This window comes from Hymenobacter sp. BRD128 (assembly GCF_013256625.1).
In the GTDB taxonomy this organism is placed as follows: domain Bacteria; phylum Bacteroidota; class Bacteroidia; order Cytophagales; family Hymenobacteraceae; genus Hymenobacter.
In genome coordinates, this window is the sequence record NZ_CP053908.1 from 3,275,329 (window position 1) to 3,290,369 (window position 15,041).

Genomic DNA, 15,041 nt, shown 5'->3' on the forward strand with positions numbered 1-15,041 from the left:
CGGCCAATGACCAGTGGGGCTTTTAATAGGTAAGCGCTAGGCTCAGACTTTGATTTCAACGTCAACGCCGCTGGGCAGCTCCAGCTTCATCAGCGCATCTACTGTCTTGCTGCTGGTCGAGAAGATGTCCACCAGACGCTTGTAAGTGCAGAGCTGGAATTGCTCCCGGCTCTTCTTATTTACGTGGGGCGAACGCAGTACCGTGTACTTCTCTTTTTCTGTAGGCAACGGAATCGGGCCGCTCACGATGGCACCGGTAGCTTTTACAGCCTTCACGATTTTCTCGGAAGACTTATCGACCAAGTTGTGGTCATAGCTTTTCAGCTTGATTCTGATTTTTTGGTTCATGGTTGGTAGAGGCCGATTGCCTCAGGATTGACAAGCTGAAAAAATATTAGGCGCGGGTGCCTTTTGTTTTGGCAACAATAGCCTCAGCCATGTTGGTGGGCACCTGCTCGTAGTGCGAGAAGGTGAGCGAAGCCGAGGCACGGCCCGACGACAGCGTACGCAGGTCAGTTACGTAGCCGAACAGTTCCGATAGCGGAACGTCAGCCTTGATAACCTGGGCACCACCCTTGGTGTCCATGCCTTTCATCAAACCACGACGACGGTTCAAGTCACCGGTTACGGGACCCGTGTACTCGTCGGGGCAAACTACTTCCACAGCCATAATGGGCTCGAGCAGTTTCGGACCAGCCTTGCGGGCTGCTTCGCGGAAACCGTCACGGGCGGCGAGTTCGAACGATAGGGCATCCGAGTCAACATCGTGGAACGAACCGTGGTAAAGGCGAACCTTCATCGTTTCGATGGGGAAGCCAGCTAGCGGACCACGCTTCATTGCCTCTTCGAAGCCTTTCTGGATGGGCGCAATGAATTCGCGGGGGATTACACCACCTACGATGGCATTGTCGAACTCCATGCCAGCCTTTTCGGGCTCGGTTTCTTTCGGGCCAAGTTCAAACACGATGTCGCCGAACTTACCACGGCCACCGGTTTGCTTCTTGTACGTTTCGCGGTGGTCGACTTTCTTAGTAAGGATTTCTTTGTAGGCAACCTGGGGAGCACCCTGGTTGATTTCTACTTTGAATTCCCGACGCATGCGGTCGATGATGATTTCAAGGTGCAACTCGCCCATGCCACGCAGAATGGTCTGGCCGGTTTCCTCGTCGGTGTTCACACGAAGGGTCGGGTCTTCCTCGATGAGCTTGGCGATAGCCATACCCATTTTGTCAACGTCGGCCTGCGTCTTCGGCTCGATAGCGTAGCCGATTACCGGCTCGGGGAACGACATCGACTCCAGAACCACGGGATTCTTTTCGTCAGTCAGCGTGTCACCGGTTTTGATGTCTTTGAAACCAACACCAGCAGCAATATCACCCGCCTGGATTTTATCAATCGGGTTCTGTTTGTTGGAGTGCATCTGCATGAGGCGCGAGATACGCTCCTTCTTGCCGGTGCGGTTGTTCAGTACATACGAGCCACCGTCGAGCTGACCGCTATAGCAGCGGAAGAAGCACAGACGACCTACGTAGGGGTCGGTAGCAATCTTGAAGGCTAGCGCGGTGAAGGGCTCCGAATTGTCGGGGTGACGCTCTACCGGCTCGCCAGTCTCGGGGTTGGTACCCTCGATGGCAGGCATATCAAGCGGCGAAGGCAGGTAAGCCATCACGGCATCCAGCATCGTCTGCACACCCTTGTTTTTGAAGGCCGAGCCGCATAGTACGGGCGAGAACTTCATGTCGATAACCGCTTTGCGGATAACGACCATCATTTCCTCACGGGTAATGCTTTCCGGGTCCTCGAAGAATTTCTCCATCAAGGTGTCGTCGTACTCAGCTACGCTCTCGATGAGCTTCTCGCGCCACTCGGCCACGGTATCTACCAGGTCCTCGGGAACGGGAATCTCGTTGTACGACTTGCCTTCGGTAGCATCGTCCCACACAATGGCTTTGCCAGTGAGCAGGTCAACTACGCCTTTGAAAGTATCCTCAGCGCCAATCGGAATTTGCAGCGGCACGGGGTTGGCGCCGAGCTTTTCCTTGATTTCGTTTACTGCCTTGAAGAAGTCAGCGCCGGCACGGTCCATCTTGTTGACGAAGCAAATGCGCGGAACGCTATACTTATCAGCCTGACGCCATACAGTCTCCGACTGCGGCTCTACGCCCGATACGGCGCAGAACAGAGCCACAGCCCCGTCGAGCACGCGCAGCGAACGCTCAACTTCGACCGTGAAGTCAACGTGACCAGGGGTATCGATGAGGTTGATTTTATACTGTTTGGTTTCGCCGGTCGTGTTGCCTTTGGCATCGGTCGGGTAGTTCCAGAAAGTGGTGGTAGCAGCCGAGGTAATGGTGATGCCACGCTCCTGCTCCTGCTCCATCCAGTCCATCGTAGCGGCTCCGTCGTGCACCTCCCCAATTTTGTGGGTTTTGCCGGTGTAGTAGAGAATACGCTCCGAAGTGGTCGTCTTGCCCGCGTCAATGTGGGCCATAATCCCAATATTGCGCAGGTATTGAAGGTCTTTGTTGACTGCCATTACGGTAGGTTAATTAGCGCGTTAGCGGGTTGATGAGTCTAGCGATGAAGACAACCAAAGCTGGCTAAACATTCAATCTAAACTCAACAACCCGCTAAACGCCCGATAGATTAGAAACGGAAGTGCGAGAAAGCCTTGTTGGCCTCGGCCATGCGGTGGGTGTCGTCCTTTTTCTTAACGGCAGCACCTTCACCCTTGGCAGCGGCAATGATTTCGCCGGCTAGCTTGTCTTTCATGGTTTTCTCCCCACGGCGACGCGCGTACTGAATCAGCCACTTCGAGCCTACGGCAATGCGGCGGTCGGCACGCACTTCAATCGGTACCTGGAAGGTAGCACCACCTACGCGGCGGCTTTTCACCTCGACGGTCGGCATCACGTTGTTCAACGCTTTGCGCCACATTTCGAGGCCGCTTTCCTTGGTGCGGTTTTCTACCTGCTCCACAGCATCGTAGAAAATGGTATAGGCCAGGTTCTTTTTCCCGTCATACATCATGTAGTTGACGAAGCGGGTTACGAGCGTCTCCTTGAACTTGGGGTCCGGCAGGAGAATGCGCTTTTTCGGTTTTGACTTACGCATGGTTTATATAGTTGTCAGTTGGTAGTTGTTAGTTGTCAGCCGCTTGGAGCGGACCTTGCAGCCCTGGCGGCTGACAACTAACAACTGGCAACTAATAAATTACTTCTTCTTGCCGGGTGCCGGCTTACCACCTTTACCAGCGGCTGCAACCTGGCCCGGCTTCGGGCGCTTGGCGCCGTACTTCGAGCGACGCTGCAAGCGGCCGCTTACGCCGGCCGTATCGAGCGCACCACGGATGATGTGGTAGCGCACGCCTGGCAGGTCTTTTACCCGGCCTCCGCGAATGAGCACAATGCTGTGCTCCTGGAGGTTGTGGCCTTCACCGGGAATGTATGCGTTTACTTCCTTACCGTTGGTAAGGCGCACACGGGCCACTTTGCGCATAGCCGAGTTCGGCTTCTTAGGCGTGGTGGTATACACGCGAGTGCATACGCCCCGACGCTGCGGGCACGAATCAAGGGCGGGCGACTTCGACTTGGTAGTCAGAGCCTCGCGACCTTTCCGTACTAGTTGGTTGATGGTTGGCATTTAGCGATTAGTTGAACGAGAGCCGTTTGCTCCCAAATTTTCAGGCCTGCAAAGGTAAGAAAATAGTTTGGCAATAGCAAACTCGCTGAAAAAGTTAATTTTCTGTTGCAGAAGCCGGGTCGTTAGCTCCGCTAGGCCTCCCCTACTGCGCCCCCAAAATTCATAGGATAAGTAGTAGCTTCTTGGTGCAGCTTAATGGGGCCATAGCTTTGCTCGAAGCGCTGTATATTCTCCTCCAAGGCGGACAGCAGGCGCTTGGCGTGCTCGGGCGTGAGGATGATGCGGGCTTTCACTTTAGCCTTGGGCGCACCCGGCATCATGCGAATAAAATCGACTACGAACTCGCTAGTGCTGTGCGCAATGAGCACCAGGTTGGCATATTCACCTTCCGCAATAGCTTCACTTAGTTCAATATTGAGGGCGTTGGGGTCGGTATCTGGAGACTGATTGGGCTGCATGGAACAAAAGGAAACGTTAATACAGACTAACGATTTTAAAAAAGTAAAGCCGACCAGCACTCACTAGTCGGCTCCTTTAGCGCAAAAGTACACTTATCCGTCTGGGCGGACGCCTACAATTCGCGCACCCAGATGTTGCGGAAGCTGTCGGGCTCGCTTTTGTCCCCGTGGGCTTGCAGCTTGATAGGCGCGGGGCCGGCTTTCTGGCCTTCATAGCTGGCGGGACCGATGTAACGGGTGGGGCCGGCTAGCTCCACGTTGTTTTGCACCAGCACCCCGTTGAAGAAGACGGTGACGCGAGCGGGCGTTTGCACCGAGCCGTCGGCTTTGAAGGTGGGCGCCATCCACACTACATCGTACGACTGCCATTCGCCCGGCTTGCGGGCGGGGTTGGCCAGGGGCACCCGCTGCTTATAGATGCTGCCGGCCATGCCATTGACGTAGGTCTTGTTATTGTACGAGTCCACGATTTGCAGCTCGTAGCCCAGGTCGCCCTTGCCGAGCGAGGCCAGAAACACGCCGCTGTTGCCGCGCGCCTGCCCGGTACCGCTGATGTTGGCCGGGATGCGCCACTCCAGGTGCAGTTGGTAGTTAGTAAAGGCTTTCTTGGTTTCGATGTTGCCGGTGGTTTTATCTACGGTAATAATGCCACCAGCTACTTTCCATTTGGCGGGCGTGTTGCGGTCGTCGGTCATTACCCACTGACTGAGGTCTTTGCCATCAAAGAGTATCAGTGCGTCGGAAGGGGCCGGCTCGAAGTTGGGCGTAGCTACCACCGGTTTGGGCACCGGCTCATATACCTCGGTATCTTCGGGCTTGGCCGTTTGCTGGGCACAGGCCAGGGTAGTGGCCCCTAGCATAAACGCACTGGCAAGAAAAAGCTTCATAAGGTGGGAGAATTAGAGAGGAAAAAAAGCGGCCGCTAGCCGCGCTACACATCGCAGAGCCGCACGGCCTGCTGGAGTGAAGCCAGCTTATCGGTTTTGGTCGGAATAAACTCCTGCGCCACGTAGCCCGGAAAGCCGGTAGCCTTAATGGCGCGCATGATAGCCGGGTAATTCAACTCCTGCGAGTCGTCGAGCTCGTGGCGGCCGGGCACGCCAGCCGTATGGTAGTGCGCAATGTAGACGTGGTTGTCTCTGATAGTGCGGATGACATCGCCCTCGTCAATCTGCATGTGGTAGATGTCGTAGAGCAGCTTGAAGTGCTCAGAGCCTAGTTTTTTGGCCAGGGCCACGCCCCAGCTGGTACGGTCACACATGTAGTCGTGGTGGTCAACTTTGCTGTTGAGCAGTTCCATCACCAGTACTACTTTATGCTTTTCAGCTAGGGCTAGTAGCGGCTGCAAGCCCTTCACGGCGTTGGCTAGGCCTACCTCATCGGTCATGCCCCGGCGGCTGCCGCTGAAGCAGATGAGATTGGTGTACCCGGCCTGCGCCACGCGCGGAATCATCTCGCCATACTGCTTCTGGAGCTGCGCGTGAAAGCGCGGGTCGTTGAAGCCATCGGTGAGGTTGAGCTCGGCGCCATTGCACATGGGCGAATCGAGGCCGTGCTTTTTGAGCGTAGGCCAGTCATTAGGCCCCACCAGGTCGATACCTTTGATACCCATTGCCTTAGCGGCGGCGCACAACTGCTCTAGAGGCATATCCTGAAAGCACCAACGGCACACCGACTGCTTAATGTTGCCGAGCAGTGGGTTTTTCGGGGCGGTTTGTTTTTCATCCATGGTGCGGGCGCTGGCCACGCCTACCGTGCCCACCGTGGCGGTGGTGGCCAGCAAGCCTTTCAGGGCAGCGCGGCGATTCCAGGTACTCATAGCGGAGAGGTTGAATAATTATTAGCCGGGGGCGACGGCCGAGGCTTCGCCGTAGGGCACGGTGGCATCGGGGGCCGCAGACGCGGTAACTCGCTCGCGGAAAAGCAGCAAGAAAAGCAGCAGTACCACCGCCGCGATACCAGCCGGAATGAGCCAAATCATGCGCCAGTCGTGGCCGCCGCCGGCTAGGGTATTTTTATCGAAGATGTCGCCTGAGAGTAGCGTGCCGATAAGCATGCCCACACCATAAGTAGCCAGCGTAATAAAGCCCTGCGCCGAGCTTTTGAAGCGCTCGCCGGCCAGGTTGTCGGTATAAATCTGGCCCGTTACGAAGAAGAAGTCGTAGCATACGCCGTGCAGCACAATGCCCGCAATGAGCATCCAGTAGTTGCTAGCCCCATTACCGTAGGCGAAGAACACGTAGCGCAACACCCAGGCCGCCATACCGATAGCCAGCATTTTTTTTACCCCTAGCCGACTAAAAAACAGCGGAATGGCCAGCATAAATAGCAGCTCCGACACCTGTCCCAGGCTCTGCACGCCGGCGGCAGCTTTCATGCCTACCTCGTTGAGGAAAGGGTTGGTGAAGCCGTAGTAGAAGGCCAGCGGGATGCAGATGGCGATAGACGCCAGGAAGAAAATCAGGTACGAGCGGTTTTTGAGCAGACCAATAGCGTCGAGGCCCAGCAGGTCGCCGATGGAGCTTGACTGACCGCTTTTCACGGGAGGTGTAGCGGGCAGCGTAAAGCTGAATACCCCGAGCAGCGCGGCGGCGCCAGCGGCCATCAGAAAAGTAGTTTGCAGATTATTGGTTTGTTCCCAATTTAGCCAGCCGATGGTGAGGCCGGCGATAATCCAGCCCAGCGTGCCTAGTACCCGAACAGGCGCAAACTCCTTCTGCGGGTCTTTCATCTGCCGAAAGGCGATGGAATTGACCAGGGCCAGCGTGGGCATGTACAACACCATGTAGGTGAGCACATTGGGGTAGAAGCTATTAAAATCGGGCGCCGAGGAAGCGCGCCACAGAAGCAAGGCGCCCAGCAGGTGCAGCACCCCGAGAATTTTCTGGGCCGAAAAAAACCGGTCGGCAATGAGCCCGATAATAAACGGCGCCACAATGGCCCCGATTGACTGCGTCAGGAAGGCCACGCCCACCTGCGTGCCCGTGGCGTGCAGGTTGTGCAACAGGTAGGTGCCCAGCGTTACGAACCACGCGCCCCAGATAAAAAACTCCAGGAACATCATGATGGACAACTTAATCCGAATGGCGGCAGACATAGGCAGAGGGGTGGGATGGAAAAGGAAGGCTAGCGGTGGCAGGTCAACCGGCTTATTTCAGGCTGAGAATGTAGCGAATGATTTCCTGTGAGTCGCCTTCTGATAAAGCAGGATGCGGCGTCATAGCAATATCGCCCCAGTGGCCCGAGCCACCCTTAATTACCTTATTGGCTAGCATGGTAATGTTGGTGGGCGTGGCGGGATACTTTTGAGCCACAGCGGTGTAGGCGGGGCCCAGCAGCTTGTCGCGCTCGCGGTGGCAGCTGGCACAGTCGGCCGCGGCCATTAGTTTAGCACCCTTGGCCTCGGGCGTGCCGGTGGGCGCGGTGCCGATTTTGGTGCTGTTAGTATCGACCTGCATCTGGTTATTGACGGCCGCCACGTTGGTACCGGCAGCGCTGTCCTGCTTTAGCGGGTCAGGCGTTTTGTCGTTGGCCTTGGCGGCGTTTACCTGGTCGGGGCCGTCCTGCTGGTAGCCGCTGTTGCAGGCTGCGAGCAGCACACCGGCACTGAGGAGAAGAAATACCTTTTTCATCGGGAAAAGGGGAAATTAGAGTCCTAGTAACGTTTTATTGAGCGTTTTATCAATGCCTGAAGCGGCGAAGTCGTCGAAGGTGCGGTCAGTGACGCGGATAATGTGGTCTTTGATGAACTGCGCACCTTCGCGGGCACCGTCCTCGGGGTGCTTGAGGGCGCACTCCCACTCCAGCACCGCCCAGCCGGGGAAATCGTACTGCGCCATCTTGCTGAAGACGGCCTTGAAATCGACCTGCCCGTCGCCCAGCGAGCGGAACCGACCGGCCCGTTCGAGCCACGACTGGTAGCCGCCGTACACACCCTGCCGCCCGCTGGAGTTGAACTCGGCATCCTTGACGTGGAACATCTTGATACGCTCGTGGTAGATATCGATATGCTCTAAATAATCAAGGCATTGCAGCACATAGTGTGAGGGGTCGTAGAGCAGGCAGGCACGCGGATGGTCGTTGACCTCCGTCAGAAAGCGCTCGTAGCTGATGCCATCGTGCAGGTCTTCGCCCGCGTGCAACTCGTAGCAGAGGTCAATGCCTTCGTTCTCAAACTCATCCAGAATTGGCAGCCAGCGGCGGCCCAGCTCGGCAAAGCCTTCCTCCACCAGCCCGGCCGGGCGCTGGGGCCAGGGGTACACGTAGGGCCAGAGTAGCGCGCCGCTGAACGTGACGTGCGCCGACAGTCCCAGCCGCCGCGACGCCTTGGCCGCGTAGGTAAGCTGCTGCACGGCCCACTGCTGGCGGGCCACCGGGTTGCCGCGCAGCGCCTCGGGCGCAAAGCCGTCGAATAGCTGGTCGTAGGCCGGATGCACGGCCACCAGCTGGCCCTGCAAGTGGGTCGAGAGCTCGGTGATTTCGAGGCCGGCAGCCCGCACCTTACCCACCAGCTCGTCGGCGTAGGTCTGGCTTTCGGCCGCTAGCTTCAAGTCAATAAAGCGGCTATCGGTAGTAGGCAGCTGAATACCCTTGAAGCCCAGCCCGCTAGCCCAGGCGCACATGCCGTCGAGGCTGTCGAACGGGGCCTCGTTGCCAATAAACTGCGCCAGAAAAACGGCGGGTCCTTTGATGGTTTTCATGGGCGGCTACACGGTAAAATCGGTCCACTTCTGGTCGGAGCGGCCCGAGGCGATGACGTTTTCAATGAAGGCCATGCCGCGCACGCCTTCCTCGATGCTGGGGTAGTCCTGAGCTTCGGGCGTGGCCGGCTGGCCGGCTAGCCCGGCCTGCAAGGTCAGGGCGAAGTTGCGGTAGAGGTTAGCGAAGGCTTCGAGGTAGCCCTCGGGGTGGCCAGCGGGCGTGCGGGTATTGTGCGCGGCGTAGGAGCCAGTGCCGGGACCGCCCGTGCGCCAGCTTTCGGTGGGCTTGTCGAGCCACTTCACCAGCAGGGTGTTGGCATCGGCCTGCATCCAGTCCACGCCGCCCTTCTCGCCATACACCCGGATGCGGACGTTATTTTCTTCGCCCGCCGCTACTTGGGTAGCCACCAGCACGCCGCTAGCCCCACCGCTGAGGCGCAGCAGCACCGCACCATCGTCGTCGAGGCGGCGGCCTTCGACCACCGTATTAATATCGGCGCAGAGCTTTTCGACTTGCAGCCCGCTCACGTATTCGAGCAGGTTAAAGGCGTGGGTGCCGATGTCACCCATCGCGCCCGCCACGCCGCTCTTGGTGGGGTCGGTGCGCCAAGCGGCTTGCTTGTTCTCACCGCCTTCCTCAAACTTGCTGAGCCAGCCCTGCGGGTACTCCACGTACACCTTGCGGATGCGGCCCAGTGTGCCCTCAGCCACCAATTGGCGGGCCTGCTTCACCATCGGGTAGCCGGTGTAGGTGTGCGTGAGGCACAGGTGACGGCCGGTGGCTTGCACCACGGCCGCTAGCTCCTTGGCCTCGGCCAACGAGAAGGTCATGGGCTTGTCCAGCACCACGTCGAAGCCATTTTCTAGCGCCAGCTTGGCCGGGGCAAAGTGCAGGTGGTTGGGCGTTACGATGCTGATAACCTGCACGCGCTCGGCGGCCGGGCGGGCTTTTTCGCCCTCAATCAATTCCTGGTACGAGCCATATACGCGCGCCGGGTCGAGACCCAGCAGCTGGCCGCTAGCCCGCGAGGTATCGGGGTTGCTGCTAAAGGCGCCGGCCACCAGCTCATACTGGCCGTCGAGGGCGGCGGCCAAGCGGTGCACGGCGCCGATGAAGGCCCCCTGCCCGCCGCCAATCATGCCCAATCGTAATTTCATCAACTTTTGCAAAGTATTAATAAAAGGCTGTCAGCCGATTAATTTCACCCCCTAGCCCCACTTCAAAAAAGAGGGAGCTAGGGGGTGAGATGCACTCAAGAAGTAGCCCAGGCGCGGTCGCCCTTTTTGTAAGGATAATTGCCATCGTACTTGCCCGGCACCGGCAGGTAGCGCAGCACCTGCGTAGCACCCACCTCCGAAGTAAAAAAGCCGAGCAGCGTCAGCTCCTTTACCATGCGGAAATAGTGATTGGGCTGCTCGGGCGTCTTGGTCTTACTGTAATTCTTCTGCTCGGCGTCGAGAGCCGTGAGCAGGGCCGTGCGCTGGGCCGGCGTGCTGGCCAAGAAGCCTTTGCCATTCATTTTCTGGCTAGCCGCCTCCAATTCGGTCAGGCCCTTAGTGAAAATCTGCTGGTCGGCGGGCGTGTAGCAGTCGCGCACCATCACGTTCATGAAGGCACCCACGTTGGCCGCCTTGGCGCCCGGCGTTTTGGTAGCGGGCAGGATGGCATCGGCCACTTCGGTGAGGTAGGCCGTCTGCTCCGGGTTTAGAATATCCTTGGGTTTGGCGTTGGCCGTCGTTTTTGTCTGGGTTTCCTTTTTATCGGAGCCAGCGGGGCTGCATCCGGTCAAAAAGTAATCGCCCCCAATCACGGCGCCGCCCATCAGCAGGGCCACCCGCGCCAGGGCATCTCTTCGGTTCATCATGGCTACTAAAAGTGAAAGGGGTTAGACGTTTTGCTTCTTCAACTCACTCACGGCGTGGTCTACGGCGCGGGCCGTCATGGCCAGGTAGGTGAGCGACGGGTTCTGGCAGGCGGCCGAAGTCATGGCCGCGCCATCGGTCACGTACACATTCGGCGCGTCCCACACCTGGTTGTACTTGTTGAGGACCGACGTTTTGGGGTCGCGGCCCATGCGGGCGGTGCCCATTTCGTGGATGCCGCCGCCCATCGCGTAGCCGTTGTTGTAGGTCTTCACGTTTTTCAGGCCGGCTTTTTCGAGCATTTCCTGGGCGTCGGCCATCATATCGACGCGCATTTTCTGCTCGTTATCGCGGATAACGGCGTCCATTGCCAGCACCGGCAGGCCCCATTTGTCTTTCTTGGTTTTGTCGAGGGTAATCTTATTGTCGTGGTAGGGCAGCGTTTCGCCGAAGCCCGTGATACCCATCGTCCAGCCGCCCGGCTCGCTCAGCGCATCCTTAAACTCGCCGCCGATGCTCATTTCCGGAATTTCGCGGCTCCAGCCCTCGCGGCCGGCGCTGCCCTGGTAGCCAAAGCCCCGGATGTAATCGCGCTTATCGCCAAACAGGTTGCGGTAGCGCGGGATGTAAATACCGTTGGCCCGGCGCCCGTACACGTACTTATCCTCGTAGCCCGGCATTTCGCCGTGCGCGCCGGCCCGGAAGTGGTGGTCCATCACGTTGTGCCCCAGCTCGCCGCTGCTGCTACCCAGGCCATCGGGCCACACGTCGGTGGCCGAATTCATCAGCACCCAGGCCGAGTTCAGGGCCGAGGCGTTGAGGAAGATAATCTTGGCGTAGTACTCGTAGGTTTGGTTGGTTTCCGCATCCAGCACCTCCACCCCCTTCGCCCGCTTGGTATCCTTGTCATAAAGGATTTTGGTGACGATGGAGAATGGCCGCAGCGTGAGCTTACCCGTAGCCATGGCCGCTGGCAGCGTGGCCGATTGGGTACTGAAGTAGGCGCCGAATGGGCACCCTAGCCAGCACTTGTTGCGGTACTGGCAGTTCACGCGGCCGTTGAGGTGCGGGCGGGTGATGTTGGCCGTGCGGCCAATTACCATGTGGCGGTCCTTATAGTGCTTCTTGATGCGGGCAGCTACGTCTTTCTCCACGATGTTCATTTCCATCGGGGGCATGAAGTCGCCGTCGGGTAGCTGGGGCAGGCCATCGCGGTTGCCGCTGATGCCGGCAAACTTCTCGGCGTGGCTGTACCAGGGCGCCAGGTCGGCGTAGCGGATGGGCCAATCCACGGCAATGCCGTCCTTGGCATTGGCCTCGAAGTCGTAGTCGCTCCAGCGGTAGCTCTGGCGGCCCCACATCAGCGAGCGGCCACCCACCTGGTAGCCGCGAAACCAGTCGAAAGGCTTCACTTCTACATAGGGGCTTTCTTTCTCATTTACCCAGAAATTGAGGTTGCTCTCGTTCAGCGTGTAGTCGCGCTTCAGCACCGGGTGGTCGGCTATCATCTGCTGGGTTTTGCCGCCGCGGTGGGGCAGCTCCCAGGGTGCTTTGTTGGCGTTCACGTAGTCCTTGATGTGCTCTACATTGCGACCACGCTCCAGCATGATAGTTTTCAGGCCTTTCTCGGTCAGCTCCTTAGCAGCCATGCCGCCCGAGATACCAGAGCCGATGACGATGGCGTCATAGGTGTTCTTTTCCATAAAAATTGGGTGGGGATAGAAATTCTATTGACTGATACCTAGCGACAAATGACCGCGAAGACCATTGCACTGTAGCCAGTGGCCGCTAGGCATTCATCCGGAAGATTACACCAAAGTGTGTTTGATGTAAGTAATGCTCTGCTGAATGCTGTCGAAAGGCGAGCCAGGCGTTTTATCCTGCTCCACGAAGAAGTACTGCATGCCCGCCAGCTTGGCCTGGGCAAAAATGCGCTTGAAATCGATGCTGCCGTTACCCACCTCGGTGAAGTTGCGCTCGGCCGTCTTGGCCATGTCTTTCACGTGCCAGAGCGGGAAGCGGCCGGGGTGCTTCTTAAACAGCGCCACCGGGTCTTGGCCAGCCTTGGTAGCCCAGTAGAGGTCCAGCTCCATCTTCACCAGGTTTTTGTCGGTCATGCCGAGCAGGGTGTCGTAGGGTAGCTTGCCATCCTGGGCGGCAAACTCAAAGTCGTGGTTGTGGTAGCAGAGCTGAATACCCGCCTTCTTGCAGCGCTCACCCGCCTTATTCAGGTGCTCGGCAATCTGCTTATAATGGTCAAGGTTGCCCCGCTCGCTATCGAAGAGGTAAGCGCACACCATATACTTCACGCCTATCTGCGCGGCGTCGTCGACGGCTTTGTCCCAGCCATGCAGGATGGTACCCTGGGTAGGCTGGCCGTTATTCATGGCTTCCCCCAGCACGTAGTGGCTGCTCGGCATAATCAAGCCATTCTGCTTCAGCACCTGGGCAAAGGCCGCGGGCTCCATGCCGTAAAACTTCTCGCTGCCGGTATAAGTAGCGCCCTCTACCGAATTGTAGCCCAGCTTTGCCACTTTGGCCAGGGTGCCGGTGGGGTCTTGCTGCATGGCGTCGCGCACGGTATAGAGCTGCAGGCCGATGTACTTTGGCGCCGCCGCTAGCAGGCTGGGACTGATAAGCGCTCCAGCGGAGAGCAGCGTGGCGGATTTAACAAATGCGCGGCGGGAAGTCATAAGCGCGAGGGGGTGGGTAAAAGAGGATGAGAAAGTCGGCTACCGGGGTGAGCCACGTACTAGCTTCGTCAATCAGCTGCTTATTCTTATCCATACCAGCTGCTACACTTAGCGTGGGCAAGGTAATAAAGAACACGCTAGCCGGGGAGTTAGCAACTGCTAATTTATTGGCTGTTTTTTTTGAAATGACTGACTACCCCCACCCATCTCATTACCTGAACAATGCGCTTTCCGAACCCGCAGTACGCCTACAACACACTTCCGGGGCTTTTTATGCACCCTGGCTAGTCGCAGCCGAACTAGTTTCCTCACTCTTAAAAAACAATCCATAAACTTCACATCTCCGCGCCCATTATGGCCTCTCTCATCATTCTGCTGGCGGTGCTGGCGCTCGTTGGTTTCATTAGCTGGGCTAGGGTTAATGCATTCCTGGCGTTTCTGCTAGTGTCGCTGGGGGCTGGGCTGGCCCTGGGCGTGTCGCCGCCGCTGCTGGTTGCGGCCATTTACCAGGGCCTGGGCGACACGCTGGGTTCTGTCACCATCATCATTGTGCTGGGTGCCATGCTCGGCAAGCTGGTGGCCGACAGCGGCGCAGCCCAGCAGATTACCAGCGCCCTGGTCGAAGCCTTTGGGCCCCGGTATTTGCTCTGGACGCTGATGCTGGCCGGCCTGCTCATCGGCATCCCGCTCTTCTATAATGTGGGCTTCGTGCTGGTGGTCCCGCTGATATTTTCGGCCGCGGCCAAGTACCGGCTGCCTACCGTGTACGTAGGGCTACCCATGCTGGCGGCGCTTTCGGTGCTGCACGGTTTTTTGCCCCCGCACCCGGCCCCGACGGCCCTGGTGGCGCAGTTCCATGCCAGCCTGGGCCGCACGTTTGTGTATGGGCTGGTGCTGGCTATTCCAGCTATTATTTTGGCTGGGCCGCTTTACGCCCGCACGCTGCGCGGGCTGGTGGCCGAGCCGCTGGCCGGGTTTGTGGCCCCGCCCTTACCCGAAAGCGCCCTACCCGGCCGCCTGAACAGCTTTCTGTCATCGCTGTTGCCGGTGCTGTTGCTAGGGGGCGCGTTGCTGCTGAAAGCACTGCTGCCCGCTACCAGCACGCTAGCCCCGTTGCTGACGTTGCTGGCCGAGCCGGCGGTGGCCCTGCTGCTGTCGGTGGCAGCGGCTACGTATAGCCTGGGCCTCGCCCGCGGCCAGCGCATGAGCCAGGTGATGGATGGCTATGGGGTGGCGGTAAAAGACGTGGCGGCTATCCTACTCATTATCGGCGGCGCGGGCATTCTGAAGCAGGTGCTCGTAGCCAGTGGAGCTAGCCAGGAAATTGCGGCCAGCCTGCGCGGCACCGGCTTGCCGCCGCTGGTGCTCGGCTGGCTGCTGGCTGCTTTTATCCGGGTGTGCCTGGGCTCGGCTACTATTGCCGGGCTCACGGCAGCGGGCGTTATGCTGCCTACACTCAGTCAATCGCACGTCAATCCCAGCCTGCTGGTGCTGGCCATTGGGGCGGGCAGCCTGGCACTATCGCACGTCAACGACGCGGGTTTCTGGCTGTTTAAGGAATATTTCAACCTCTCTATCAAAGACACGCTGCGCTCTTGGACGGCGATGGAAACAATCGTGGCCGTGGTGGGGCTAGCCGGCGTGCTGGTGCTCAACTGGCTGCTGCCGCTACTGGGCTACTGATT

General features: G+C 58.4%; 15 protein-coding genes. 1 reads left to right on the forward strand and 14 read right to left on the reverse strand.

The window, feature by feature from the left end; all coding sequences use genetic code 11:
- Nucleotides 1-42 precede the first annotated feature (42 nt).
- The 14 genes from rpsJ to GKZ68_RS14605 all read right to left on the reverse strand — a co-directional run bounded on the left by rpsJ (nt 43) and on the right by GKZ68_RS14605 (nt 13,356).
- Nucleotides 43-348 (reverse strand): 30S ribosomal protein S10, encoded by a 306-nt coding sequence (gene rpsJ, locus GKZ68_RS14540; RefSeq protein WP_144846844.1) that lies wholly within the window; start codon nt 346-348, stop codon nt 43-45.
- 46 nt (nt 349-394) lie between these two features.
- A complete protein-coding gene (gene fusA / locus GKZ68_RS14545) occupies nt 395-2,536 on the reverse strand; it encodes an elongation factor G (RefSeq protein ID WP_173116033.1) in 2,142 nt (713 codons plus the stop codon).
- A 110-nt stretch (nt 2,537-2,646) separates the two neighbouring features.
- The gene (rpsG, locus tag GKZ68_RS14550) at nt 2,647-3,114 is read right to left on the reverse strand and encodes a 30S ribosomal protein S7 (RefSeq protein ID WP_173116035.1); all 468 of its coding nucleotides are present in this window, start codon (nt 3,112-3,114) and stop codon (nt 2,647-2,649) included.
- A 99-nt stretch (nt 3,115-3,213) separates the two neighbouring features.
- Nucleotides 3,214-3,642 carry a 30S ribosomal protein S12 gene (gene rpsL, locus GKZ68_RS14555; RefSeq protein WP_173116037.1) on the reverse strand — a complete coding sequence of 143 codons (429 nt, stop codon included), beginning with the start codon at nt 3,640-3,642 and terminating at the stop codon, nt 3,214-3,216.
- Nucleotides 3,643-3,773: 131 nt separating this feature from the next.
- Nucleotides 3,774-4,100, reverse strand: coding sequence for a DUF3467 domain-containing protein (locus GKZ68_RS14560; RefSeq protein ID WP_173116039.1), 327 nt, complete (start codon nt 4,098-4,100; stop codon nt 3,774-3,776).
- Nucleotides 4,101-4,213: 113 nt separating this feature from the next.
- A complete protein-coding gene (locus tag GKZ68_RS14565) occupies nt 4,214-4,987 on the reverse strand; it encodes a DUF1080 domain-containing protein (RefSeq protein ID WP_173116041.1) in 774 nt (257 codons plus the stop codon).
- A gap of 44 nt (nt 4,988-5,031) precedes the next feature.
- Nucleotides 5,032-5,919 (reverse strand): hydroxypyruvate isomerase family protein, encoded by an 888-nt coding sequence (locus tag GKZ68_RS14570; RefSeq protein ID WP_173116043.1) that lies wholly within the window; start codon nt 5,917-5,919, stop codon nt 5,032-5,034.
- A 21-nt stretch (nt 5,920-5,940) separates the two neighbouring features.
- A complete protein-coding gene (locus GKZ68_RS14575) occupies nt 5,941-7,197 on the reverse strand; it encodes a nucleoside permease (RefSeq protein ID WP_173116045.1) in 1,257 nt (418 codons plus the stop codon).
- 52 nt (nt 7,198-7,249) lie between these two features.
- On the reverse strand, nt 7,250-7,732 hold the full coding sequence (locus GKZ68_RS14580) for a c-type cytochrome (RefSeq protein WP_217275258.1): 483 nt from the start codon (nt 7,730-7,732) through the stop codon (nt 7,250-7,252).
- A gap of 15 nt (nt 7,733-7,747) precedes the next feature.
- Nucleotides 7,748-8,800 (reverse strand): sugar phosphate isomerase/epimerase, encoded by a 1,053-nt coding sequence (locus tag GKZ68_RS14585; RefSeq protein ID WP_173116047.1) that lies wholly within the window; start codon nt 8,798-8,800, stop codon nt 7,748-7,750.
- 6 nt (nt 8,801-8,806) lie between these two features.
- The gene (locus GKZ68_RS14590) at nt 8,807-9,958 is read right to left on the reverse strand and encodes a Gfo/Idh/MocA family protein (RefSeq protein ID WP_217275259.1); all 1,152 of its coding nucleotides are present in this window, start codon (nt 9,956-9,958) and stop codon (nt 8,807-8,809) included.
- A gap of 95 nt (nt 9,959-10,053) precedes the next feature.
- Nucleotides 10,054-10,665 carry a gluconate 2-dehydrogenase subunit 3 family protein gene (locus GKZ68_RS14595; RefSeq protein ID WP_254244012.1) on the reverse strand — a complete coding sequence of 204 codons (612 nt, stop codon included), beginning with the start codon at nt 10,663-10,665 and terminating at the stop codon, nt 10,054-10,056.
- 21 nt (nt 10,666-10,686) lie between these two features.
- Nucleotides 10,687-12,366, reverse strand: coding sequence for a GMC oxidoreductase (locus tag GKZ68_RS14600; RefSeq protein WP_173116049.1), 1,680 nt, complete (start codon nt 12,364-12,366; stop codon nt 10,687-10,689).
- 105 nt (nt 12,367-12,471) lie between these two features.
- On the reverse strand, nt 12,472-13,356 hold the full coding sequence (locus GKZ68_RS14605) for a sugar phosphate isomerase/epimerase (protein ID WP_173116051.1): 885 nt from the start codon (nt 13,354-13,356) through the stop codon (nt 12,472-12,474).
- 354 nt (nt 13,357-13,710) lie between these two features.
- On the opposite strand from GKZ68_RS14605, the gene GKZ68_RS14610 reads away from it, so the two are divergent.
- Nucleotides 13,711-15,039 (forward strand): gluconate:H+ symporter, encoded by a 1,329-nt coding sequence (locus GKZ68_RS14610; RefSeq protein WP_173116053.1) that lies wholly within the window; start codon nt 13,711-13,713, stop codon nt 15,037-15,039.
- The last annotated feature ends 2 nt before the right edge of the window (nt 15,040-15,041 follow it).